Source organism: Streptomyces sp. NPDC058864, from assembly GCF_042742985.1.
Taxonomy (GTDB): domain Bacteria; phylum Actinomycetota; class Actinomycetes; order Streptomycetales; family Streptomycetaceae; genus Actinacidiphila.
In genome coordinates, this window is the sequence record NZ_JBHYMQ010000021.1 from 46135 (window position 1) to 69399 (window position 23265).

Sequence of the window (23265 nt, forward strand, 5' to 3'; positions counted from 1 at the left end):
TGTCCCCCCGACCCCCCCCGGGGTCCACCCGCCCCCCCCGCTCCCCCCCCCCCCCCCCGCGGCTCGGGGCGGGCCCGCCGCCCGGGGGGCGCGCGGCCGCGATTCCCGCCTTCGGGTGATCCCGGGTGACCTGGCGGTACGGTGCGCGTCAGACGGTCGGCGAACCGGTCGGCGCGCTGCCGCCGTCCGCCGGCTCCGGCACCGGCGCCACCTCGCCCGCACGGATCAGCTCGATCCGCGTGAGCACCTTGGAACGCAGGTCCGTCGGTACGTCGTCGTGCCCGCAGCAGCGCTTGACCAGCTTCTTGACGGCCTGCTCGAGACCGTACTTCTCCAAGCAGGGGTGGCACTCGTCGAAGTGCTGCTTGAACTTGGCGCAGGCGTCGTCGGACATCTCGTTGTCCAGGTACTCGTAAAGGTGTTCGAGTACCTCGGAACAATCCGTCTCATGCGGGTTGCCGCAGCTCATGTGCCCGAGCCCTTCTCGTCTCCCGCGCCCGCCGGGACGAGCCCGCGCTCCCGCGCGTAGTCCTCCAGCAGCGAGCGCAGCTGCCGCCGCCCCCGGTGCAGACGGGACATCACCGTACCGATGGGGGTTCCCATGATGTCGGCGATCTCCTTGTAGGCAAAGCCCTCGACGTCCGCAAGATAGACCGCGATCCGGAATTCCTCCGGGATCGCCTGCAGCGCCTGCTTCACGTCCGAGTCGGGAAGGTGGTCCAGGGCCTGGGACTCCGCGGAGCGCAGACCCGTGGACATGTGCGACTCGGCGCGGGCCAGCTGCCAGTCCTCGATCTCCTCCGTGCCGCTGCGCTGGGGCTCGCGCTGCTTCTTGCGGTAGGAGTTGATGAAGCTGTTGGTGAGGATGCGGTACAGCCACGCCTTCAGGTTGGTGCCCTCACGGAACTGGTGGAACGACGCGTACGCCTTCGCGTACGTCTCCTGCACCAGGTCCTCGGCATCGGCCGGGTTGCGGGTCATGCGCAGCGCCGCCGAGTACATCTGGTCCAGGTACTCCAGGGCGTCCCGCTCGAAGCGCGCGCTGCGCTCGACGTCGGACTCCGGAGTCACCTGCACCTCAGGCACCTCGGACGGGCTGTCGTCGTTGCCGCTGACCGGACCCACCTCCTCCACGACGGTCACGGGGCCGTAAGCGGACCCCACGCCATCGGAGGATATCCCGGGCGGGATCGGCGCGCTGTTCCTGTTCGCCCCGCCCGTCGACGGCCACTCCGGCCACGACAGGTACGGCGCCTCGGCACGCGCGCGGCACTCGGCTCTGACCATCCGGCTGCCTTCCTCACTGTGCGTACGTTCTTTCGTGCGGACGCTACGCACAACACGGGCCACGCACCCCTCATTCCCGAAGCGGGGGCAGTTCCTCCAGCCAGCTCAGCACCGCGTCGGTGATGACGCTCAGTGCTGCCTCCTGGGTGAGGTCCGCGGACTTCGGCACCGCGAACCCGTGGTCGCCGAACGGCACCCCGACCGGTTCGTACCCCTCGGGGAACTCCTCGGGCCGGCCGAAGGGGTCGCGCCCACCCTGCACGACCAGCAGGTGCACGCCCTTGAGCGCCGCCGCGAGGAGCTCGTCCTTGCGCGACTTCTCCGGCTTGCCCGGCGGGTGCAGCGGGAAGGAGAGCGCCAGCACCGCGACCGCGCCCAGTTCCGCCGCCGTACGGCAGGCCACCCGGGCCCCCGCGCTGCGGCCGCCGGCGACCACCGGCAGACCCGGCCGCGCCAGCGCCGGCCACAGCGCCGTCCACGCGGCGTCCAGGGTCTTCGGCGCGGGCGCCAGCTTCCTGCCGGCCACCCGCCAGGGCTGCTCCACCAGCGCGACCGTCCAGCCGCGCGCCGGCAGCGTCGCGGCCAGGGCCTGCAGGTCGCGTGCCTCGACACCGCCTCCCGCGCCGTGGCCCAGCGCCACGACGGCCCGGGGACGGCGGGCCCGGTGCCAGGTGACGCGGGCGTCGCCGACGGGCGTCGGCACGGTCTCCATGATCTCGCTCACAGCGCCAGTCTGGCACCGCGGGCGGTCAGAACAGCGTCGCCTCCTCGGGCGCCTCGATCGGCTCGACCAGCTCCGGCCCGTTGTTGCGGACGTTGCTCACCTCGGTGCGCACCGGGTGGGCGCGCAGCAGGCCCGGCCGCGGCGGCACGAGCAGGTGGCGCAGGTCCTCGACGTCGGTGCGCGCGGGGTCGAGCCAGTCGTCCCAGTGGTCGGGGGTGATCCACAGCGGCATGCGCGGGTGGATCCCGGCCAGGGAGCGCGGGCCGCCGGGGCGCTCGTCGGCGTCGGCGAAGGGCTCGGTCTCGGCCTCCGTCGTGATGACGGTGCAGGTGACCCACCAGGCGCGCGGGTGCTCGTCGGGCAGGGTGCGGTCGCGCCAGAACTCGTACAGCCCTGCCATCGCGAAGACCGAGCCGTCGACGGGGGTGACGAAGTACGGCTGCTTGCGGGGCCGCTTCTTCTTCCCCTGCTCCTCCAGCTGCCGCTCGTCCTTGCCGGTGACCCACTCGAAGTAGCCGTCGGCGGGCAGCAGGCAGCGGCGCGAGGCGAAGGGGCGGCGGTAGGACGCCTTCTCGTGGACGGTCTCGGCCCGCGCGGTGATCATCTTGACGCCGACGTCGGGGGTCTTGGCCCAGCTCGGCACCAGCCCCCAGCGCAGCGCGCGCAACTGGCGCACGACCTCGCCCGTCTCCTTGTCCGGCCGTTCCAGCACCGCGTAGGTGCCGTCGGTGGGCGCGACGTTCCAATTGGGGTCCAGCGCCTCGACGGGATCCCATTTCTGCACGTCGAACAGCCCGACCAGTTCCTCGGGCCGCCGGCTCGCTGCATATCGACCGCACATGAGTGTCAGATTGCCACGGCGCGGACACAGCCGGGCGTCGTATGGTGCGGAACCGTGCAGCTCATCGATTCCCTCCTCGGCACCCAGCCCGCACCGCCCTCCTGGCTGGTGGGCCTCACCGCGGCCGTCGCCCTGGCCGCGGTGCTGCCGCACGCCCTGTGGCGGGTGTCCCGCAACGCGATCACGATCGCCCACGAAGGCGGCCACGGCCTGGTCGCCCTGCTGTCGGGACGCCGGCTGCAGGGCATCCGGCTGCACTCGGACACCTCGGGGCTGACCGTCTCCCGCGGCAAGCCGTACGGACTCGGCATGATCCTCACCGCGGCGGCCGGTTACACCGCGCCGTCCCTGCTGGGCCTGGGCGGGTCCCTGCTGCTCGCGGCGGGGCACATCACGGCACTGCTGTGGGGGGCGACGGCCCTGCTGCTGGTGATGCTGGTGATGATCAGGAACGCGTACGGGGTACTGACGGTGTTCCTGACCGGCGGCCTCTTCCTGCTGGTGTCCTGGCTGACCGAGCCCGCCGTGCAGGCCGCGTTCGCCTACCTCGTGGTGTGGTTCCTGCTGTTCGGGGGCGTGCGTCCGGTGCTGGAACTCCAGCGCAAGCGGCGCGGCGGCGAGGCCCCGGGCTCGGACGCGGACCAGCTGGCCCGGCTGACGCACACCCCGGCGCCACTGTGGATGCTGTTGTTCTACGCGGTGGCCCTGCTGTCGCTGTTCGGTGGCGGCCGCTGGCTGGCGGGTCTGTAGCCCTTGCGAGCGGGTAACTGTTTCCTTCAGGTTTCGTCCGCTTTGTGAGCGATTCGCCTTCTGCTTGAGCCACTACGCTTGGGGCCATGACCGGTAACCCCGCGCACACCGCCCTGTGGCCAGCGCCGCTCGCGTCCGCCCCCGTCCACGCGACGGTCACCGTGCCCGGATCCAAGTCGGTCACCAACCGCGCCCTGGTGCTCGCGGCGCTCGCCTCCGAGCCGGGCTGGTTGCGCCGCCCGCTGCGCAGCCGCGACACCGTGCTGATGGCCGACGCGCTGCGCACCATGGGCGTCCAGATCGACGAGGTGGTCAACCCCTACGGCGGCGAGGCGTGGCGGGTCATCCCGGCCGGGCTGCACGGGCCGGCCTCGGTCGACGTCGGCAACGCCGGCACGGTGATGCGGTTCCTGCCGCCGGTCGCCGCGCTCGCCGACGGCCCGGTGCACTTCGACGGCGACCCGCGCAGCCACGAACGCCCGCTGAACGGCGTCATCGACGCGCTGCGCTCGCTGGGCGCCCGCATCGACGACGAGGGCCGCGGCGCGCTGCCGCTGACCGTGCACGGCGGCGGGGCGCTGGACGGCGGCCCGGTGTCGGTCGACGCGTCCTCGTCCTCGCAGTTCGTCAGCGCCCTGCTGCTGTCCGGCCCCCGCTTCAACCAGGGCGTCGAGGTACGGCACACCGGTCCGACGCTGCCGTCGCTGCCGCACATCAAGATGACGGTGGAGATGCTGCGGCGCGCCGGCGCCAAGGTGGACACCCCGGAGAACGGCGGCGAGCCGAACGTGTGGCGGGTCGACGCGGGCGCGCTGCTCGGCGTCGACCTCACCGTCGAGCCGGACCTCTCCAACGCCCAGCCCTTCCTCGCCGCCGCGCTGGTCACCGGCGGCCGTGTGGTCATCCCCGACTGGCCGCACCGCACCACCCAGCCCGGTGACGCACTGCGCGAGCTGTTCACCCGGATGGGCGGTTCGTGCGAGCTGACGGACGCGGGCCTGGTCCTCACCGGCTCCGGCCGGATCCACGGCATCGACGCCGACCTGTCGGAGGTCGGCGAGCTCACCCCCGGCATCGCGGCGGTCGCGGCGCTCGCCGACTCCGAGTCGGTGCTGCGCGGCGTGGGCCACCTGCGGCTGCACGAGACCGACCGGCTGGCCGCGCTGAGCAAGGAGATCAACGAACTCGGCGGCGACGTCACCGAGACCGCGGACGGACTGCGCATCCGGCCGCGGCCGCTGCGCGGCGGCGTCTTCCACACGTACGACGACCACCGGCTGGCCACCGCGGGCGCCGTCCTGGGCCTGGCCGTCGACGGCGTCCGGGTCGAGAACGTGGCGACCACCGGCAAGACCCTCCCCGACTTCCCCGAGATGTGGACGGCCATGCTGGGCACGGCACCGGCGGCCCCCGCGTCCCCGGTGCGGGCCTGAACCATGCGGCGCTACGGCAAGCACACCGACGAGGACGACGTCCGGGTCCGCCCGAACCGCAAGGGGAACCGTCCCCGCACCAGCATCCGGCCCAAGCACGAGGACGCGGAGGAGGGCTTCGTCCTCACCGTCGACCGGGGCCGCGTCACCTGCCTCGTCGAGGACCGCACGGTCACCGCGATGAAGGCCCGCGAGCTGGGCCGCAAGGGCATCGTGGTCGGCGACCGGGTGGGCATCGTCGGCGACCTGTCCGGGGAGAGGGACACCCTGGCGCGCATCGTCCGCGTCGAGGAGCGCAGCTCCGTGCTGCGCCGCACCGCGGACGACACCGACCCGTACGAGCGGGTGGTCGTCGCCAACGCGGACCGGCTCGCCATCGTGACCGCCCTCGCCGACCCCGAGCCGCGGCCCCGGCTCATCGACCGCTGCCTGGTGGCCGCCTACGACGCCGGGCTCGAACCGCTGCTGGTGCTCACCAAGTCCGACCTCGCGCCCGCCGGGCCGCTGCTGGAGACCTACGCGCCCCTGGGCGTCCCCTATGTGGTGACCAGCCACGAGAACTTCGACGCCGCGGCGACCGAGGCCGTGCGCGAGCACCTCAAGGGCCGCGTCACCGCCTTCGTCGGGCACAGCGGCGTCGGGAAGACCACCCTGGTCAACGCCCTGGTGGAGCGTCAGCGCGCGACCGGCCACGTCAACGCGGTCACCGGGCGCGGCCGGCACACCACGACCTCCGCTCTGGCGCTGCCGCTGCAGGCCGAGGAAGGGTGGGTCATCGACACCCCCGGCGTCCGTTCCTTCGGTCTGGCCCACATCGACCCCTCCCGGGTCATCCACGCCTTCCCCGACCTGGAGCCGGGCACCGCGGACTGCCCGCGCGCCTGCAGCCACGACGAACCCGACTGCGCGCTGGACGCCTGGGTCGCGGACGGGCACGCCGAACCCGCCCGGTTGTTCTCGCTGCGGCGGCTGCTCGCGACGCGTGAGCGCAAGGAAGGGGACTGAGGCGCCATTTCCGGGCATGCTGTGTGATGATCGCTCATCGACACACGGAAACGGGAGGGCGTTCGATGGCCTGGCTCCTCGTGGTGGTCGCTGGACTCCTCGAAACCGGCTTCGCGGTCTGCCTCAAGCTCTCCCACGGGTTCACCCGCCTGTGGCCGACCATCGCGTTCTGCGCCTTCGCGCTGGGCAGCTTCGGCCTGCTCACGCTCGCCCTGAAGAAACTGGACGTCGGGGCCGCCTACGCGGTGTGGACGGGCATCGGGGCGTCCGGGACGGCGATCTACGGCATGGCCTTCCTCGGTGACGTCGTCTCGACCCTGAAGCTGATCTCCATCAGCCTGGTCGTCCTGGGCGTCATCGGGCTCCAACTCTCCGGCTCCACCCACTGATCCGGCGCCCTCGCCGGTCCGCGCCGGACCGGACCGGTCCGCGCTCGTCACCAGCCGCGCTGGAGCAGTCCCCGGACCAGCCGGGCGACCCGCCGGCACGCCTCCTCGTCGGAAGCCGCGGGCGCGAGGACGTAGGAGACGGTGACCCGCACCGCGGTCCCGCAGGCCCAGTCGGCCTCGGCCTGGTCGAGCTTGGGGAACCGCCGCCCCAGTACGGTCACGGCGCGCATCCGGAAGGCGTCGAGGACCTCGGCCGGGGCGAGAGGGGTGTCGTCCTTGCGCAGCCGCCGGCCCGGGAGCCGCGGCAGCGGCACCGGCACGACGGCTGCCGCCGGGACCCGGTCCCCGCGGCAGCCGGTGAGCACCGCGCGCACCAGCGGGCTGCGACGGGCGCTGTGCAGGGTCCAGGCGGTCGCCGCGGCGAAGCAGTCGCCGGCGTCGGCGCCCTGCCGCCCGGCGGCCTCCAGGGCGCGCTCCGCGCCCGTCAGGAACGCCTCGGCCTCCCGCCGCGCCAGAGCGCGTGCGAGCCCCTCCTTGGTGCCGAACTCGTTGTAGAGGGTCTGCCGCGACACCCCGGCGGTGGCCGCGACGTCCACCATCCTGACCGTCGCCCACGACCGCTGCACAAGGGCGGACAGCGCCGCGTCCAGGAGTGATTCACGCGCTGTCGGCACGTTCGCCTCCAAGCGGTCTCAAGCGGTCTCAAGCGGTTTCGAGTGGTCTCGACCGGCACCGAGCGGCCTCAGGGAGCTGTGCGCCCAGAATTGACGCGGCGTCGGTCCGTGTCAACCCTCCCCGCGTACCCTGCGTGACCTCGACCTGTCACGATCGCTACTGTTCGCTCCATGCCGGACTTCAACGACGATCTGCGCCTCGCGCACATCCTTGCCGACGCCGCCGACGCCGCCACCATGGAGCGCTTCAAGTCCCTGGACCTCAAGGTCGAGACCAAGCCCGACATGACGCCGGTCAGCGAGGCGGACAAGCGCGCCGAGGAACTGATCCGCGGTCAGCTCGGCCGGGCCAGGCCGCGCGACGCGGTGCTCGGCGAGGAGTACGGCACGGAGGGCAGCGGACCGCGGCGCTGGATCGTCGACCCGATCGACGGCACCAAGAACTACGTCCGCGGGGTGCCCGTGTGGGCCACCCTGATCGCGCTCATGGTGCGCGGGGAACGGGGCGACGAGGGCGTGGTCGGCCTGGTGTCCGCGCCCGCCCTGGGCCGCCGCTGGTGGGCGGTGAAGGGCGGCGGGGCGTACACCGGGCGCAGCCTGGCCTCCGCCACGCGGCTGCGGGTGTCTCAGGTCGCCCGGTTGCAGGACGCCTCCTTCGCGTACTCCTCGCTGAGCGGCTGGGAGGAGCAGGGCCGCCTGGACGGCTTCCTCGACCTGAGCCGGTCCTGCTGGCGGACGCGTGCCTACGGTGACTTCTGGCCGTACATGATGGTCGCGGAGGGCGCGGTGGACATCTGCGCCGAGCCCGAGCTGAGCCTGTGGGACATGGCGGCGAACGAGGTGATCGTGCGCGAGGCCGGCGGTCGCTTCACGAGCCTGGACGGGACCCCGGGGCCGTACGGCGGGAACGCGGCGGCCTCCAACGGGCTGCTGCACGAGGAGATGCTCGCCTTCCTGAACCGCCCGTGATCCTCCGCCCCCTCGCACCACCGATCACCCTCCGCACGCCCCTTGCTGCGGACCGCGGCGCATGTGAACATGAGAATGCGTGAGCTTGTGCATTTGTGAAACTGTTCTCAAGACGGCCACGACGCAGCCCGAGGGGTATCCCATGCTCGTACGCGACGCCATGAGCACGGTCGTTCTCACGGTCGGTCCCGCCCACACCCTCCGCCAGGCCGCCCGGCTGATGTCCGCCCGACGGGTGGGTGCCGCGGTGGTACTCGATCCCGACACCTGCGGTCTCGGCATCCTGACCGAGCGCGACATCCTCAACGCCATCGGTGCGGGGCTCGACCCCGACCACGAACTCGCCGCCGCCCACACCACCACCGACGTGGTCTTCGCCGCGCCCCGGTGGACCCTCGAGGAGGCTGCCGCCGCGATGGTGCGCGGTGGCTTCCGGCACCTGGTGGTGCTGGACGACCGCAACCCGGTCGGCATGGTCTCCGTACGCGACATCGTGCGCTGCTGGCAGCCCGCGCACGCGGCCCTGACAGGCTGACGGCCGGGCCGGAACGTGGATCGGAGGGGGCCGGGTGCCTGGACGCACCCGGCCCCCTCCGGGCCTTTCGGGACGGACTCCGGTCAGCCGCGCAGGGCCTTGACGGCGGCCTCCAGCCGCTTGCCGAAGTCCTCGTCGGCGCGGCGGAAGTTGCCGATCGCGCGCTCGGCGATGTCCTCGCGCGACACCTTGGCGATGAAGCCGGAGAGGTTGGCGACCAGGCGCTCCTTCTCCTCCTCCGACATCAGCCGGTAGAGGTCGCCCGCCTGCACGAAGTCGTCGTCCTCGGCGTGCGAGGGCGCCTCGTGGTTGCCGGTGTACCCGGTGACCGCGGTGGCCGACCACAGCGGACGGCCGGTCTGCGCCGGGCCGCCGAAGCTGTTCGGCTCGTAGTTCCTTGCCCCGCCGTGGCGACCGTCGTAGAGCGCGCCGTCACGGCCGTGGGTGCGCGCCTCCGTCGCGTGCGGACGGTTCACCGGCAGGTGGTCGGCGTTGATGCCGACGCGGTAGCGGTGGGCGTCGCCGTAGGCGAAGAGCCGGCCCTGCAGCATCTTGTCCGGGGACGGGCCGATGCCGGGCACGAAGTGGGCCGGGGAGAAGATCGACTGCTCGACCTCCGCGAAGATGTTCTGCGGGTTGCGGTTGAGCTCCAGCCTGCCGATCTCGATCGGCGGGTAGTCCTCGTGCGGCCACACCTTGGTGAGGTCGAACGGGTTGAAGCGGTAGGCCGACGCCTCGGCGGCGGGCATGATCTGCACCTGCACGGTCCAGCTGGGGAACTCGCCGCGCTCGATGGCCTCGCGCAGGTCGCGCTGGTGCGAGTCGGGGTCCGTACCGGCGATCCGGCCGGCCTCGTCCGCGGTGAGGTTCCGGATGCCCTGGTCGGTCTTGAAGTGGTACTTGACCCAGAAGACCTCGCCCGCCCCGTTGTTCCACTGGTAGGTGTGCGAGCCGTAGCCGTTCATGTGGCGGTAGCTCGCGGGGATGCCGCGGTCGCCGAACAGCCAGGTCACCTGATGCGTCGACTCCGGGGACAGGCCCCAGAAGTCCCAGACGTTGTCCGCCTCCTGGGAGCCGGTGTACGGGTCGCGCTTCTGGGTGTGGATGAAGTCGGGGAACTTGATCGCGTCCTTGATGAAGAACACGGGGGTGTTGTTGCCGACGAGGTCGTAGTTGCCCTCCTCGGTGTAGAACTTCAGCGCGAAGCCCCGGGGGTCGCGCACCGCGTCGGGCGCGCCGAGGTTGCCTGCCACGGTGGAGAACCGCAGGAAGGTCTCCGTCTGCTTGCCCACCTCGGAGAGGAACGCCGCCCGCGTGTACTTCGTCACGTCCGCGGTCACGGTGAAGGTGCCGTACGCGCCGGCGCCGCGGGCGTGCACCACGCGCTCCGGGATGCGCTCGCGGTTGAAGTGCGCGAGCTTCTCCAGCAACTGCTGGTCCTGGACCAGGACCGGCCCCCCGAGGCCCGCGGTCTCGCTGTTCTGGTTGTCCGCGACCGGGGCGCCCGCCTCCGTGGTCAGCGGGCCGGTCTCCTGATCCGTCACGTGCCTCTCCCTGGGTTGGTGCTGTGCCGTGGCCTTCTCCGGATGCGATCCTACGATAGACAGAGTCCAAGTCAAGAAGAGGGCCAAACTCGTACTCGGTCGGAACACGGACTGTCACTGTTAAGCTGTTCGCATCCCACTGATAGGTGAAATGGAATGAGTGACCTGCTGGAACGACTGCGCGGCCGCGGATGGCGCATGACCGCGCAGCGGCGCGTCGTGGCCGAGGTCCTGGACGGCGACCACGTCCACCTGACCGCCGACGAGGTGCACGCCCGGGCGGCGGCCCGGCTGCCGGAGATCTCCCGCGCGACCGTCTACAACACCCTGGGCGAACTGGTGTCGCTCGGCGAGGTCATAGAGGTCGCCACCGACGGCCGTGCCAAGCGCTACGACCCCAACGCCCACCGTCCGCACCAGCACCTGGTCTGCTCCAGCTGCGGCACCATCCGGGACGTCCACCCGCACGGCAACCCGCTGGCGGACCTGCCGGACGCGGAACGCTTCGGCTTCAGGGTCTCGGAGGTGGAGGTCACCTACCGGGGCCTGTGCCCCGCCTGCTCCTGACGCTGCGCCGCCCGCCGCACGCGTTCCGCGGCCTTCCGCACCCCCGGCTCCGGCCGGGTGCGGCCCACCCACACCGTCTCCAGCGGCACCTGGTCGGCCACCTTGGAGAGCGCCTCGAAGGCCTCCCTGGCCACCCCGGGGTCCGGGTCCACGGCCAGCGGCGCCAACTGCCGCAGCAGCCCCTCCCGCGGGACGAGCCGCCCCGCCGCGCGCACCGCGGCCCGGCGCACCACCGGCGGCCACGGGGCACGCGCCTCACGCGCCAGCCGTAGCAGCAGCGGCGCGTCCGAGGCGTCGCCGCACTCCCCCAGCCCCGTCACCAGCCCGGCAACCAGCCGCGGCGGGCTCTGCGGGCCGCAGCGCAGCAACTGCCTGCGGTACGCCAGCGCCGGGGGCTCGCCCCTGCTGTAGAGCCGCCAGCGGGCCTGGGCGCGGACGATCCGCGCCGGATCTGCCAGCGGAGCGGTCAGCCGGGCCGCCGGCACGTCGTCCGGCAGCGCCGCGACCGCCAGCTCCCGCACCGCCGCGGAGCGGGCCCACAGCAGCCGCCCCGCCTGGTCCGGGTCCATCTGCAGCAGCCGCTCGGCGCACAGCCGACGGCACACCTGATCCGGGTCGCGCAGCGCCGTGCGCACCAGGTCCCCGCGTACGAACTCGCCGAGTTCCAGGGCCAGCTCGACCCCGAACCGCCGCGTCAGCGGGTCCGCGTCGGCCGCCAGCGCACGCACCGCGCGCCGGGCCTCGGGGGCCGCCAGCACCCCGCGGTACGCCTCGGGGGTGTACGTCGCCCGGCTCCGTCCGCGCAGCCTCAGCAGCAGCCGTACGGCCGCGGCGGCCTCGTCGGGAGCGGTACGGCGCAGCAGCGCCGCCAGGGCACGGTCGCGGACCTCGTCCACCCAGTCCGCCGTCCGCAGCGCGAGGGCCGACGCCACCAGTGGCCCGCCGTGCACCGCCAGCTCCTCCACGGCCGCCTGCCGGATCCGGCCGTCCCGGTCCATAGCCGCCAGCAGCAGCCGCAGCGGCTCGCCGTCGCCCGGCGTGAGGGGCGCGCCCTGCTGCACCCGGGCGGCCCGGTCCAGCAGCAGCCACAGCCGGGGCGGCGCCGCGGCCAGCGCCTTCAGCGCCGCCGCGCGGTCATAGGCGGCGTCCTCGTCCCCGCCGGCCGCCCGCAGCTCCCGGAGCAGCCCCTCCGCGTCCGCGGCCGCGCACAGGCGACCCCACCGCGTCACATCCCTGAGTTCCGTCGGCCGCCGCTTACGCCGCCTGCGCAGCAACCCCGCCTCCTCGCGCCGCCTGAGGGCCTGTCCTCAGGATCGCGCGCCCGGGGCGGCCGGCCCAGGACCGTCCGCACCCTTTTGCCCGAACCATGCCTGGGCTGTACCGAACGCATACGAGAAGGGCCCGGAAGCCTTGGCTTCCGGGCCCTTCCCTTCAGTAGCGGGGACAGGATTTGAACCTGCGACCTCTGGGTTATGAGCCCAGCGAGCTACCGAGCTGCTCCACCCCGCGTCGTTGTGTCCTTAGGTTAACCCACCGGTCCTGAGCAGCGCAAATCGCTTCTCATGCGGAGAGCTCGTGCTCCAGGGCATCGGTCAGCCGGGCCGCCCGCTCGGCCACCTCGGCGGGCCCGCACTCCACGGCGCGAGCGCACCACGCCTGGGCGTCAGCGAGCTGTCCGTGCCGCGCGGCCAGCAGGGCCAGCCGCAGCGCGGCGCGCCCGTGCCCCGCGTCGGCGGCACGGGTCCACCACAGGGCCGCCTCCGGCTCCGCGCCCTCGCGGGCGAGGAGCAGCCCGAGGTTGAACGCCCCGTTGCGGCTGCCGCCCTCGGCGGCCTCCCGGTACCAGTGGGCGGCGTCCACGACGTCCCCGCGCTTGGCGGCGCACATGCCGAGCCGCACCTGGGCACGGCGGTGCCCCTGGCCGGCGGCGCGGGCGTACCACTCCTCGGCCTCGGCGGCGGCCTCCTGCGTCTCCTGGGCGTCCAGCAGCGCGCCGAGCCGGAAGGCGCCTTCCGGGCTGCCACTGCCCGCGGCGCAGCGCAGGTGGCGCTCGGCGCCGTGCGCGTCGCCCTCCTTCTGCAGGGCGATGGCCACCTGGAGCGCGGCCTCGCCGTGGCCGCTGGCCGCGGCGCGCTCGTACCAGCGCCGGGCGGTGACCTCGTCGCCCCGCCCGGCGAACAGGATGCCGAGGTTGAAGGCGGCGTCCACGCTGCCCGCCTCCGCGGCCTTGGAGAACCACGGCTCGGCGCCCGCGGCGTCGCCGCGCTGCAGCAGCAGCACGGCGAGCGCGTTGGCGGCCTCGCGGTGGCCGGTGTAGGCGGCCTTGCGGTACCACTGCTCGGCCTGGGCCGTGCGGCCCTGGCCGGCGCAGAGCAGACCGAGGTTGAAGGCACCGTTGACGTCCCCCGCCTCCAGGGCGGCCCGGTACCAGCGCTCTGCGGTCTGGGTCTCGCCCTCCTGGGCGTGCAGCGCGCCCAGGGCGTTGGCCGCGTTGCCGTCGCCGGCGTTGGCGGCGCGCCGCCACCAGGTGGCGGCGCCGTCGACGTCACCGGCGTCGCGCAGCAGGAAGCCGAGTGCGCAGGCGGCGCGCGGCTCCCCGTCGCGGGCGGCGGTCAGGTACCACCGCTTGGCCTCCTCGAACTCGCCGCGCTCCTCCAGGAGCGTGCCGAGGCGCAGGGCGGCCCTGCGGTGCCGGCGGGCGGCGGCCTGCCGGTACCACTGCTCGGCCTCGCGCTCCTCGCCGCGCTCGGCGCAGATGCCGGCGAGCCGGTAGGCGGCCTCGCGGTGGCCGTGCTCGGCGGCGGCGTGGAACCAGCGCTCGGCGCCGACGTCGCGCCGGTGGTCCAGGAGGTCGGCCAGTGCGTACGCGCCCAGGGTGTGCCCGGACTCGGCGGCCTGGCGCAGCCAGTACTCGGCGCCGGGCTCGTCGCCGCGCTCGCGGAAGTGCCGGCCGAGCGCGTGCGCGGCCGCGGCGGAACCGGCGACGGCGGCGATCCGCCACCAGGCGGCGGCCTCGTCGGCGTAGCCGCGCTGGTGCAGCAGCAGGCCCAGGTTGTTGGCGGCGGGGCGGTCCCCTCCGGCGGCGGCGCCGCGCAGATGGGGCTCGGCGCCCTCGAGGTCGCCGCGGCGCAGCAGCATGGTGCCCAGCACGCTCATGGCCGCAATGTCGCCGTGCTCGGCGGCCCGCCGGTGCCGCGCCTCGAGTTCGGCCTCCTCGCGGGCCTCCAGGGTCTCCTCGTCCGGCAGTTCGGACTCGATGAGGCGCTCCTCGTCGAGTCCGCCCACCCGCGGACCGGGCAGCAGGTCGGCGACGGCCGGCACGAGCGAGGACCCGGCCGCGGGCACGGTCGTCCGCCCCGCGGACCCGGTATCCCGGATCTGACGAGCGTTCAGCAGCCTTGCACCATCCCCCATGAGGTCCATCGTCGCATCACCCGTACCCGCAGTACACCTGGTATGCGGCAAACCTGCAGGGCTCAGCCGGTCCCAGTTGGTCACTTCCTAGGTCACTACAGCGTTTTGTCGACTTCCCGACATGATGCCGTCCGAAACCTCAGCGGCGCGAGTTCCCCCCTACAAGTGAAAGGGCCCGGAGTCTATTGACTCCGGGCCCTCTCCAACAGTAGCGGGGACAGGATTTGAACCTGCGACCTCTGGGTTATGAGCCCAGCGAGCTACCGAGCTGCTCCACCCCGCGTCGGTGCACCAACCGTACCACGACGCGGGGTGGGCCCCTCTCAGCCCTTCTTCTCCGCCTCCTGGGCCCGCCTCAGGGCGTCGGCGAGGTCCTTCTGGGCCTGGCCGTAGGCGCCCCAGTCGCCCTCCTTGAGCGCCTTCTGGCCCGCGTCGTACGCCTGCTGGGCGTCCTCCAGGGCCTGGGCGACCGTCGGGTTGCCCGCGGCCGGCGGCTCGGTGCCCCCGCCGCCGCCCGTCTCCGGCGGCGTCACGGGGGTCCCGCCGTCCGAGCCGAAGACGGCGTCGAGCGCCTGCCCGAGCGTGTCCTCGAACTCGGTCTGGCCGCCGTAGCTCACCAGCACCTTCTTCAGCAGCGGGTAGTTGGTGCCCGCGCCGCGGACGTAGACCGGCTCCACGTACAGCAGCCCGCCGTCGAGGGGCACGGTCAGCAGGTTGCCGTACTCGACCTCCGAGTCACCGCCCTTGAGCAGCCTGATCTTCTCCGCCACGTCGGGGTCGGAGTTGAACTGGCTCTGCACCTGCTGCGGTCCGGACACCGTGGTGTTCGACGGCAGCTTCAGCACTCTGATCGCGCCGTACTCGGAACTCTTGGCGTCCGCGTCGACCGCCATGAAGGCGCTGAGGTTCTCGCGCTTGTTCGGCGTGAACGTCGTGGTGAGCGAGAACGCCTGGTCGTTCTGGCCGGGCATCTTCAGGCTCAGGTAGTACGGCGGCACCGACTTCCCGGTCCTGGCGGCCGGGTCGTTGGGCACCTGCCACACTTCACTGCCGCTGTAGAAGGTCGACGCCTTGGTGACGTGGTAGCGCGTCAGCAGCTCGCGCTGCACCTTGAACAGGTCCTGCGGGTAGCGCAGATGCGCCATCAGCGCGTCGTCGATCGCCGCCTTGGGCTTGACCGTGTCCGGGAAGGCCTTCATCCAGGTCTTCAGCACCGGGTCCTCGGTGTCCCACTGGTAGAGCGTGACCTTGCCGCTGTACGCGTCGACGGTCGCCTTCACCGAGTTGCGGATGTAGTTGACCTGGTTCTGCTGCGCCAGCACGGCGCGCTGCCCGTCGGTCAGCGAGTCCGCCGTGGTGTCGCCGAGGGTGGTGCGCGAGGAGTACGGGTAGCCGTTGCTCGTCGTGTAGGCGTCGACGATCCACACGATCCGGCCGTTCACGACCGCCGGGTAGGAGTCGCCGTCGATCGTCAGCCAGGGCGCGACGGCCTCGACCCGCTCCTTGGGCATGCGGTTGTACAGGATCTGCGAGTCGTCGCCGACGGCGCCGGAGTAGAAGATCTGCGGCTCGCCGAAGGCCACCGCGTAGGCGAGCCGGGTCACCGGGTTCTTCAGGCCGACACCGCTCTTGGCGGTGTACGTGTACGGCTTCTCACCGTTGTCGTCGGTGTAGTCGATCTCCGGCGTGGACTTGTCGCCGACGATCGACCACTGCTTGGTCTGCTCGCCGTAGTAGATCCGCTGCTGGTACGTCCCGAGGTCGCCCTTGGTCGGCAGGTTGTACTCGGTGAAGTCCGGCTCGCCGCTGGCCGTCGTGGTGGTGCCCTTGGCCGCCACCATGCCGTAGCCGTGCGTGTACTTGAAGTGGTCGTTGATCCAGCTGTGCTGCGGAATGCCCTCGAGGTTCAGCTCCCGCAGGCCCACCACGGTGTCCTGCTCCTTGCCGTCGATCGTGTACCGGTCGACGTCGAGCGTGGACGGGAAGGCGTAGTAGCCGCGGACCTTCTGCAGCTGCTGGTAGGTCGGCGAGACCACGTTCGGGTCCAGCAGACGGATGGAGGCCGCCGTGTCGGCGTCGCCGCGCAGCTGCTCCTTGCCGTCGCTGCTCGTGCCCGAGTAGTCCGTCACATCGGCGTGGTCGATGCCGTACGCCTCACGTGTGGCGTCGATGTTCTTCTGGATGTACGGCTGCTCCTTGGCGGCCTCGTTCGGCTGCACCTGGAACTTCTGCACGATCGCCGGGTAGAGGCCGCCGATCAGGATCGCCGACAGCACCATCAGGCCGAAGCCGATCAGCGGCAGCGACCAGGTGCGCCGCCACAGGGTGGCGAAGAACAGCAGCGCGCAGATGATGGCGATGGCGAACAGGATCGTCTTGGCCGGCAGGTAGGCGTTGGCGTCCACGTAGCGCAGACCCGTCCAGTCGCCCGACCTGAGGTTGCCGGACTTCACCGCCAGCGAGTAGCGGTCCAGCCAGTACGCGACCGCCTTCAGGGTGACGAACAGGCCCAGCAGCACCGACAGGTGCCCGGTCGCCGCCGCCGTGGCCCGGCCGCCCGGGGAGGTGATCCGCAGCCCCCCGTACAGGTAGTGCACCAGCGCCGCCGCCAGCAGCGACAGCACGACGGCCGCGAAGCCGAAGCTCAGCAGGAAGCGGTACCAGGGCAGGTCGAAGGCGTAGAAGGAGATGTCGACGTGGAACTGCGGGTCCTTCGTGCCGAACGACGTGGAGTTCGTCCACAGCAGCCATGTGCGCCACTGGCTGGAGGCGGACGCGCCCGCGATCAGCCCCACGAGCGCGCAGACGGTGAGCAGCACCCACTTCTTGTAGGGGGCGATGCCCATCCGGTAGCGGTCGAGGCTCTGCTGCTCCATCGACATCGCGCTCAGCGGCGGCCGGAGCCGGTGCGCGAGGTACACGTTGACGCCGACGGCCGCGGCCATCAGCAGGCCGAAGACGAAGAACAGGCCGACCTTGGTCCACAACGTGGTGGTGAAGACCGAGGAATAGTGGACGGAGCGGTACCAGAGCCAGTCGGTCCAGAAACCCGAGAACATGACGAAGGCCATGGCCAGCACGGCCAGTGCGCCCAAGGTCATGAGCAGTGTCCGGGCTCGCCGCGACGGGCGGCCCACTCTGATCCGTGGCCCGTGCGGACCCCCGCCACGGTCCGGCATCTGGAATACCAAGGTGCGCACCTCGAAGTGTCGGTCTCCGTCGGACGCCGTCCCGGCGCCCACTGATGCAACTTACTCAGCGTTTACTCAGTTCCCCAAGGCTCCCGATTGGGGATGCGGGTCACAGAACAGGCAGGATATTGAGCATGTCCAACATCACGTCCGAGGGTGCGCCGCTCGCCGCGAACCCGCTCACCCGTGCCGTCCTGGAGATCGACGACTACGCGTCCGGCCTGGGCTGGGACCAGCCCGCCCGGCTCTTCGCCCTGGTCGACACCGCCGCGCTGCGCGCCCAGGAGCCGAAGCTGGCCGAGGAACTCGGCCTCGGCGGCGAGACGGCCGCCGGGCTGACCCCGATCGAACAGGACGAGCTCCCGCCGGGTGCCGCGCTGGACGAGTTCCTCGCCACCATCGCCTGGCCCGGAGTCGTCAGCGGCTGCGCGCTCACCGTGGAGCGGCTGATGCTGCCGCCGTCCGCGGAGGAGTCCATCCCGGAAGGGCTGGACGACGCCGCGCTGGCCCGGTGGGTCGCCGGGCACCCCGACCGCCAGGAGGTCCGCATGACGGTGGGCGTCCTGCGGGACGGCTCCCGTGAGTCCGCGGTGCGGCTGCGCGAGAAGGACTCCCCCACCGAGGTGCTCACCGGCTCCGCGCTGGTGCCGGGGCTGGCCGAGGCCCTGGCCGCGACCTTCGAGGACTGACGCGCCGACGGCCCCGGGGAGCGCCCCGGGGCCGTCGGACCGTACGGACGCCTCCGGGCTCAGCCCGTCGTGCAGGAGGGGAGGGCCGACGTCCTGCCCTCGCGGATGTCCTTGAGCGCGTCCATGGCGTCGTCGATGGTCTTCACCTTCACCAGGGTGAGGCCGCTCGGGGTGTCGGCCGCCGCCTCGGCGCAGTTGTCCGAGGGGGTGAGGAAGTACTCGGCGCCCTTCTGCCGCGCGCCGATGGTCTTCATGTCTATTCCGCCGATGGGGCCGACCTTGCCCTCGTCGTCGATCGTCCCGGTGCCCGCGACGAACTTGCCGCCGGTGAGGTCCTGCGGGGTGAGCTTGTCGACGATGCCCAGCGCGAACATCAGGCCGGCGCTCGGGCCGCCGACGTCCGCCAGCTTGATGTCGATCTTGAACGGGAAGGTGTGCTCGACCCCGGCCTGGATGCCCACGACCGCCCGGGCCTCGCCGTCGTCGTCCGACTTGGCCGTGGTGATGGTCACGTCCCGGGTGGCGTCGCCCTTAGCGCCCTTGGGCACGACCGTGAAGACCACCTTCTGCCCCGGCTGGTGCTTGGTGACCAGCTCCGCGACGTCACCCGCCGCCTTGACCTGCCGCCCGTCCACGGCCTTGACCACGTCGCCGGCGTGCAGTTCGCCCTCGGCAGGGGCGCCCTTGACCACGGCGGCGACGATCACCCGGGAGCCGACGGGTATGCCGAGCTCCTCCAGGGCCGCGACCTTCGCGCTGTCCTGGGACTGCGTGAACTCCTCGGCGTTCTCCTGGTCGGCCTGCTCGGCCGTCTGCCCCTTGGGGTAGAGGGTGTCGTGCTCGACGACCTTCTGGTCGTGCGCCAGCCAGCCGACGACCGCCTCGAACAGGTTCATCGAGTAGTCCGCGCTCGTCACCCGCACCGTGGTCATGTTGAGGTGACCGCTGGTCGGGTACGTCTTGTGCCCCGAGATCTGCAGCACCGGATCCCCGCCGTGCGACCCGAGCGTGTTCACCGTGGGCCCCGGCGACATCTCCGCGTACGGGACGGGCCACAGCAGCGCGACGCACAGCAGCGCTACCAGGGTCAGGGTCGAGGCGAGCAGCGTCGCGGTGCGGCGTGGCATGGAACGACAGTACGGTACGGGACCGGCAGCCGCCCCGTGGGGCCTCAGGCCGGTCCGCCCGATCCGGTGCGCTGCATCGCCTCGCGGAAGCGCTCGTAGTCGGCGAGCGAGGCGCCGTCCCCGGTGGAGCGCGTACGCGCCGCCCAGCTTCCCCAGACGGCCGCGGCGATCGCGGCGACCAGCGGGATGAGCAACCATGCGAGCGCTGCCACTTCGGCCTCCTGGACGCGCATGCCGATCAAGAACTATGAGCAGACTAATCTTCTGCTGCTACAACGTTCAGAGCGGGTCGCAGGTTACGCAACCGCAGGTGGGCCACCCAGTGGGCGGGCCCCCGGGCCGCCGGGGGGAAAGACCGGTGCGGACCCCGTGCGCGGCGGTCAGTGGGCGCAGGCGCCGACCCACTCCTCGGTCCCGTCGGCGAAGGCCTGGTGCTTCCAGATCGGCACCTCGCGCTTGAGGTCGTCGATCAGCCGCCGGCAGGCGGCGAAGGCCTCGGCCCGGTGCGGGCAGGACACGGCGACGACGACCGCGAGGTCGCCGACCCGCAGATCGCCCACGCGGTGGACGGCGGCCAGTGCCTTGACCGGGAAGTCCGCGGCGACCTTCTCCGCGACCCGGCGCAGTTCCGTCTCCGCGCTCGGGTGCGCCGAGTAGCCGAGCCCGGTCACCACCGCGTCCGAGGGCCCGTCGTGATCACGGACCGCGCCGACGAACAGCGCGGTGCCCCCGGCCGAGTCGTGCCCCACCGCCCGGAAGACCTCGTCCACGGACAGCTCGGTGTCCCGGACCGCGATGAGCCGGAGGGGTTCGTCGTGCGTCTGTGCCATGCGGCTCATGCTGCCCCATCGCCCGCCATGCGGAAACCCCCTTCCGGAGCGAGTTCGCGCGACGACGCTCAGACACCGCGGCGTCTGCGCGCCCTCCGCACCATCGCCGCAGTGCCCACCAGGGCGACCGTCGCGCCCGCCGCGCCGAGCGTGGCCGCGTCCTTGCGCCCCAGGCGCCGCCCGACGACGGAGTTGCGGCCGGAGACCTCCTCCAGCAGGACGGCCAGCACCTCCTCGTTGGTCCACTTCGGCCGCCAGCCCGACTCGTGCAGCCGGCTGCCGCTGACCACCCACGGGTGCATCGTGTAGGCGAGGTCGCCCGCCGGGGAGGGGGTGAGCCCCAGCCGGTGCAGCCGGGAGGCCGCGCCGAGCGCCACCGCGGGCGGCAGCTCCATGCGGCGGATGCCCGAGAGCTCCTCGACCTCCTCCTGCTCCAGCCAGCCGTCGCAGCCCACGGCCATCTCGCCGTCGACCCTCTCCAGCGCCGCGTGCTCCAGCGCCGTCACCAGGTCCTCCACGTGGCAGAACTGCCAGCAGGGGCGGCTGCCGCCCACCACCAGCAGACGCGGCGACTCGAAGTAGCGGGTGAGCGCGGTGTCGGTGCCGCCGACCAGCACGGCCGGGCGCAGCACCGTCACGTTGAGGCCGGGGTGGGCGCGCGGCGCGCGCTTGCCGAGCCGCTCGATCTCGAGCAGGTCGCCCACGAAGGACGCCTCCGCGGTCGCGCGCAGGGGCGCGTCCTCGGCGAGCGGGATGTCGTTGTCCGCGTGGGCGCCGTAGACCATGGCCGAGGTGCACAGCACCACGCGACGCACGCCCGCGGCGGCCGCCGCGGTGAGCACCGTCTGCGTGCCGCGCACGTTGAAGGCGCTGCGCGCCTTGGGGTCGGACTCCAGGTCCAGGTCGAGCGCGAGGTGGACGACGACGTCCACGCCGCGCAGCCGCTCGGCGATCGCCGGATCCCGTACGTCGAGCACCGCCCACTGGGCGCCGGGGACGTCGCCGCGGCGCTCGTCGATCGCCACGACCTTCTTGACCTGGTCGGATTCGGCCAGCCGCAGGGCCAGCTGCAGGCCGACACCGGAGGCGGCGCCGGTGACGGCGACCACAGGTCCGGCGGGGGCCCTGCCGCCGCTCCGCTCTGGGCGAACGGTCGGTTCTGGGGAACTCACCAGGTGTCTCCCACGGTTGTCTCTGGTACCGGGTGCGCGGTCCGCAACCGCGGTCCGTACGCAGCCATCCTGCCTGACGGGTGTCTAGGCTGGAGGTACAGCCCACAACACACAGAGCCGAGGAAACCGTGAGCGACATCCCATTCGGATTCGGAGTCCCTCCCGAGGAGCCCGAGGAAGGGGACGACGGCAAGAAGCCGGGCGGCTCCGGCGACAGCTCCCGGGGACCGGCCGGTCCCTTCGGTTTCGGCGGCCAGAATCCCTTCGGCGGCGGCCCGGGCGGGGACAACCCGTTCGCCGCGATGTTCGGTTCGCTGAACCCCGGCGACCTGGGCGCGGCCTTCCAGCAGCTGGGGCAGATGCTCTCGTACGAGGGCGGCCCGGTGAACTGGGACATGGCCAAGGACATCGCGCGGCAGACGGTGGCCCAGGGCACCCCGGAGGGCTCGAAGGACGTCAGCGTGGGGACCGCGGACCGGGCGAAGGTCCAGGAGGCGCTGCGGCTGGCCGACCTGTGGCTCGACGGGGTGACGTCGATGCCCTCCGGCGCCGGCTCGGCCGTGGCGTGGAGCCGCGCCGAATGGGTCGAGGCGACCCTTCCGGTGTGGAAGGAACTGGTCGACCCGGTCGCCGAGCGCGTCGGCACGGCGATGGGCGACGTGCTGCCCGAGGAGATGCAGGCCATGGCCGGCCCGCTGCTGGGCATGATGCGCTCCATGGGCGGCGCCATGTTCGGCACCCAGATCGGGCAGGCGCTGGGCACGCTCGCCGGTGAGGTCGTGGGCTCGACCGACATCGGCCTGCCGCTCGGCCCGGCCGGCAAGGCGGCGCTGCTCCCCGCCAACGTGGAGACCTTCGGCCGGGGCCTGAGCGTTCCGCAGGACGAGGTCCGGCTCTACCTGGCGCTGCGCGAGGCGGCGCACCAGCGGCTGTTCGCCCACGTGCCGTGGCTGCGGGCACACCTGTTCGGCGCCGTCGAGGGGTACGCCCGCGGTATCAAGGTGGACACCTCGAAGCTGGAGGACGCGGTCGGCCAGCTCGACCCGTCGAACCCGGAGGCGCTGCAGGACGCCCTGCAGCAGGGCATGTTCCAGCCCGAGGACACCCCGGCGCAGAAGGCGGCGCTGGCCCGTCTGGAGACGGCCCTCGCCCTCGTCGAGGGCTGGGTGGACGCGGTCGTGCACGCGGCCGCCGCCCCGCACCTGCCGTCGGCCGGGGCGCTGCGCGAGACGCTGCGCCGCCGCCGGGCGACCGGCGGCCCCGCGGAGCAGACCTTCGCCACGCTGATCGGCCTGGAGCTGCGGCCCCGCCGGCTGCGGGACGCCTCCCGCCTGTGGGCGTCGCTCACCGACGCGCGCGGCGTCGACGGGCGCGACGGGCTGTGGGCCCACCCCGACATGCTGCCCACCGCCGGGGACCTGGACGACCCCGACGGCTTCGTGCACCGCGAGCAGCTGGACTTCTCCGAGCTCGAGAAGATGCTCGGCGAGGCCGGGGCCGGTGCGGGCCACGGGGACGACAAGAGCGACGGCGAGCACGACGGCACCGACGAGGGCAAGGACGACGACGCGAAGTGAGCCTGCACGACGACGCCGTGCGCGTCCTGAAGGACTGGTCCGCGCCCGACACGGGCCAGGAGCGGCTCCGGGAGACCTACCTGGCCCACCTGGAGGCGCACCCGGACGGCGTGTGGAAGGCCTGCGCCGAGGGGCACATCACGGGCAGCGCCCTGGTGGTGGACCCGGAGCGCGGGCGGGTGCTGCTGACCCTGCACAAGAAGCTCGGGATGTGGCTGCAGATGGGCGGTCACTGCGAGCCGGAGGACACCTCGCTGGCCGCGGCCGCGCTGCGCGAGGGCGTGGAGGAGTCGGGCATCCGCGGGCTCACCCTGCTGCGTCCCGGGCCGGTCAACCTCGACCGGCACCTGACGCCGTGCGCCTGGCACCTGGACGTGCAGTACGCGGCCGTGGCCCCGCCCGGCGCGGTGGAGCAGATCAGCGAGGAGTCGCTGGACCTCAAGTGGTTTTCCTACGACGAGGTCGCCGACGTCGCGGACGGTTCCGTCCGGACGCTGCTGGCCCGCACCCGCGCGCTGCTCTGAGGCGGCGCGCGGGGCGGGACCCG

At 72.5% G+C, this 23265-nt stretch carries 23 protein-coding genes and 2 tRNA genes; 10 read left to right on the forward strand and 15 right to left on the reverse strand.

The genetic code is table 11. The annotated features are described in order from the left end of the window. Positions 1-148: 148 nt before the first annotated feature. The 4 genes from rsrA to ACFW3D_RS18450 all read right to left on the reverse strand — a co-directional run bounded on the left by rsrA (position 149) and on the right by ACFW3D_RS18450 (position 2852). Positions 149-469 (reverse strand): mycothiol system anti-sigma-R factor, encoded by a 321-nt coding sequence (gene rsrA / locus ACFW3D_RS18435; protein WP_018561558.1) that lies wholly within the window; start codon positions 467-469, stop codon positions 149-151. Continuing rightward, on the reverse strand, positions 466-1125 hold the full coding sequence (locus ACFW3D_RS18440) for a sigma-70 family RNA polymerase sigma factor (RefSeq protein ID WP_026251453.1): 660 nt from the start codon (positions 1123-1125) through the stop codon (positions 466-468). Before ACFW3D_RS18440 ends, rsrA begins: the two co-directional genes overlap by 4 nt. Before the next feature lie 232 nt (positions 1126-1357). Next, positions 1358-1999: an alpha/beta hydrolase family protein gene (locus ACFW3D_RS18445; RefSeq protein WP_500505272.1), complete on the reverse strand. Its 642-nt coding sequence runs from the start codon at positions 1997-1999 to the stop codon at positions 1358-1360. A 37-nt stretch (positions 2000-2036) separates the two neighbouring features. Further along, a complete protein-coding gene (locus tag ACFW3D_RS18450) occupies positions 2037-2852 on the reverse strand; it encodes an SOS response-associated peptidase (protein ID WP_500505207.1) in 816 nt (271 codons plus the stop codon). Between the two features lie 54 nt (positions 2853-2906). Between ACFW3D_RS18450 and ACFW3D_RS18455 the strand changes: the two genes are divergently transcribed. The 4 genes from ACFW3D_RS18455 (at position 2907) to ACFW3D_RS18470 (ending at position 6429) form a co-directional block, all read left to right on the forward strand. Then, positions 2907-3602: a M50 family metallopeptidase gene (locus ACFW3D_RS18455; protein ID WP_500505208.1), complete on the forward strand. Its 696-nt coding sequence runs from the start codon at positions 2907-2909 to the stop codon at positions 3600-3602. 86 nt (positions 3603-3688) lie between these two features. Then, complete coding sequence (aroA, locus tag ACFW3D_RS18460) at positions 3689-5035, forward strand: 3-phosphoshikimate 1-carboxyvinyltransferase (protein WP_500505209.1); 1347 nt, start codon at positions 3689-3691, stop codon at positions 5033-5035. A gap of 3 nt (positions 5036-5038) precedes the next feature. After that, the gene (rsgA, locus tag ACFW3D_RS18465; RefSeq protein WP_500505210.1) at positions 5039-6040 is read left to right on the forward strand and encodes a ribosome small subunit-dependent GTPase A; all 1002 of its coding nucleotides are present in this window, start codon (positions 5039-5041) and stop codon (positions 6038-6040) included. A 65-nt stretch (positions 6041-6105) separates the two neighbouring features. After that, positions 6106-6429 carry a DMT family transporter gene (locus ACFW3D_RS18470; RefSeq protein WP_361798116.1) on the forward strand — a complete coding sequence of 108 codons (324 nt, stop codon included), beginning with the start codon at positions 6106-6108 and terminating at the stop codon, positions 6427-6429. A gap of 47 nt (positions 6430-6476) precedes the next feature. Here the strand turns inward: ACFW3D_RS18470 and ACFW3D_RS18475 are convergent, their stop codons facing one another. After that, the gene (locus ACFW3D_RS18475) at positions 6477-7103 is read right to left on the reverse strand and encodes a TetR/AcrR family transcriptional regulator (protein WP_500505211.1); all 627 of its coding nucleotides are present in this window, start codon (positions 7101-7103) and stop codon (positions 6477-6479) included. Positions 7104-7274: 171 nt separating this feature from the next. Here ACFW3D_RS18475 and hisN point away from each other — a divergent pair, with 171 nt between their 5' ends. Further along, positions 7275-8072, forward strand: a complete 798-nt coding sequence (hisN, locus tag ACFW3D_RS18480) for a histidinol-phosphatase (RefSeq protein ID WP_500505212.1) — start codon at positions 7275-7277, stop codon at positions 8070-8072. A gap of 142 nt (positions 8073-8214) precedes the next feature. Next, on the forward strand, positions 8215-8607 hold the full coding sequence (locus tag ACFW3D_RS18485) for a CBS domain-containing protein (protein ID WP_089224055.1): 393 nt from the start codon (positions 8215-8217) through the stop codon (positions 8605-8607). A gap of 83 nt (positions 8608-8690) precedes the next feature. On the opposite strand, the gene ACFW3D_RS18490 is transcribed toward ACFW3D_RS18485, so the two are convergent. Further along, complete coding sequence (locus ACFW3D_RS18490; RefSeq protein ID WP_500505213.1) at positions 8691-10151, reverse strand: catalase; 1461 nt, start codon at positions 10149-10151, stop codon at positions 8691-8693. Between the two features lie 156 nt (positions 10152-10307). Between ACFW3D_RS18490 and ACFW3D_RS18495 the strand changes: the two genes are divergently transcribed. Beyond that, positions 10308-10718: a Fur family transcriptional regulator gene (locus ACFW3D_RS18495; RefSeq protein ID WP_500505214.1), complete on the forward strand. Its 411-nt coding sequence runs from the start codon at positions 10308-10310 to the stop codon at positions 10716-10718. Here the strand turns inward: ACFW3D_RS18495 and ACFW3D_RS18500 are convergent. The 5 genes from ACFW3D_RS18500 to ACFW3D_RS18520 form a co-directional block, all read right to left on the reverse strand. Then, positions 10688-11947, reverse strand: a complete 1260-nt coding sequence (locus tag ACFW3D_RS18500; protein ID WP_500505215.1) for a HEAT repeat domain-containing protein — start codon at positions 11945-11947, stop codon at positions 10688-10690. The genes ACFW3D_RS18495 and ACFW3D_RS18500 overlap by 31 nt on opposite strands. Before the next feature lie 206 nt (positions 11948-12153). Then, positions 12154-12227, reverse strand: a tRNA-Met gene (locus tag ACFW3D_RS18505). 51 nt (positions 12228-12278) lie between these two features. Next, on the reverse strand, positions 12279-14141 hold the full coding sequence (locus ACFW3D_RS18510) for a tetratricopeptide repeat protein (protein ID WP_500505216.1): 1863 nt from the start codon (positions 14139-14141) through the stop codon (positions 12279-12281). A gap of 200 nt (positions 14142-14341) precedes the next feature. Then, positions 14342-14415, reverse strand: a tRNA-Met gene (locus ACFW3D_RS18515). 40 nt (positions 14416-14455) lie between these two features. After that, positions 14456-17311 (reverse strand): UPF0182 family membrane protein, encoded by a 2856-nt coding sequence (locus tag ACFW3D_RS18520; protein WP_500505273.1) that lies wholly within the window; start codon positions 17309-17311, stop codon positions 14456-14458. Between the two features lie 146 nt (positions 17312-17457). Between ACFW3D_RS18520 and ACFW3D_RS18525 the strand changes: the two genes are divergently transcribed. After that, entirely contained in the window at positions 17458-18012 is a 555-nt protein-coding gene (locus tag ACFW3D_RS18525; protein ID WP_500505217.1) for a PPA1309 family protein, read from the forward strand. A gap of 59 nt (positions 18013-18071) precedes the next feature. Here ACFW3D_RS18525 and ACFW3D_RS18530 read toward each other — a convergent pair whose 3' ends face one another. The 4 genes from ACFW3D_RS18530 to ACFW3D_RS18545 form a co-directional block, all read right to left on the reverse strand. Beyond that, positions 18072-19139 carry a YlbL family protein gene (locus tag ACFW3D_RS18530; protein ID WP_500505219.1) on the reverse strand — a complete coding sequence of 356 codons (1068 nt, stop codon included), beginning with the start codon at positions 19137-19139 and terminating at the stop codon, positions 18072-18074. Positions 19140-19183: 44 nt separating this feature from the next. After that, positions 19184-19351, reverse strand: a complete 168-nt coding sequence (locus ACFW3D_RS18535) for a hypothetical protein (RefSeq protein ID WP_179279782.1) — start codon at positions 19349-19351, stop codon at positions 19184-19186. Positions 19352-19519: 168 nt separating this feature from the next. After that, positions 19520-19978, reverse strand: a complete 459-nt coding sequence (locus ACFW3D_RS18540) for a molybdenum cofactor biosynthesis protein MoaE (RefSeq protein ID WP_500505221.1) — start codon at positions 19976-19978, stop codon at positions 19520-19522. 59 nt (positions 19979-20037) lie between these two features. After that, complete coding sequence (locus ACFW3D_RS18545; RefSeq protein ID WP_500505223.1) at positions 20038-21141, reverse strand: SDR family oxidoreductase; 1104 nt, start codon at positions 21139-21141, stop codon at positions 20038-20040. 128 nt (positions 21142-21269) lie between these two features. On the opposite strand from ACFW3D_RS18545, the gene ACFW3D_RS18550 reads away from it, so the two are divergent. Further along, positions 21270-22718, forward strand: a complete 1449-nt coding sequence (locus ACFW3D_RS18550) for a zinc-dependent metalloprotease (protein WP_500505224.1) — start codon at positions 21270-21272, stop codon at positions 22716-22718. Next, positions 22715-23242, forward strand: coding sequence for an NUDIX hydrolase (locus tag ACFW3D_RS18555; RefSeq protein WP_500505226.1), 528 nt, complete (start codon positions 22715-22717; stop codon positions 23240-23242). The genes ACFW3D_RS18550 and ACFW3D_RS18555 overlap by 4 nt, the downstream gene beginning before the upstream one ends. Positions 23243-23265 lie beyond the last annotated feature (23 nt).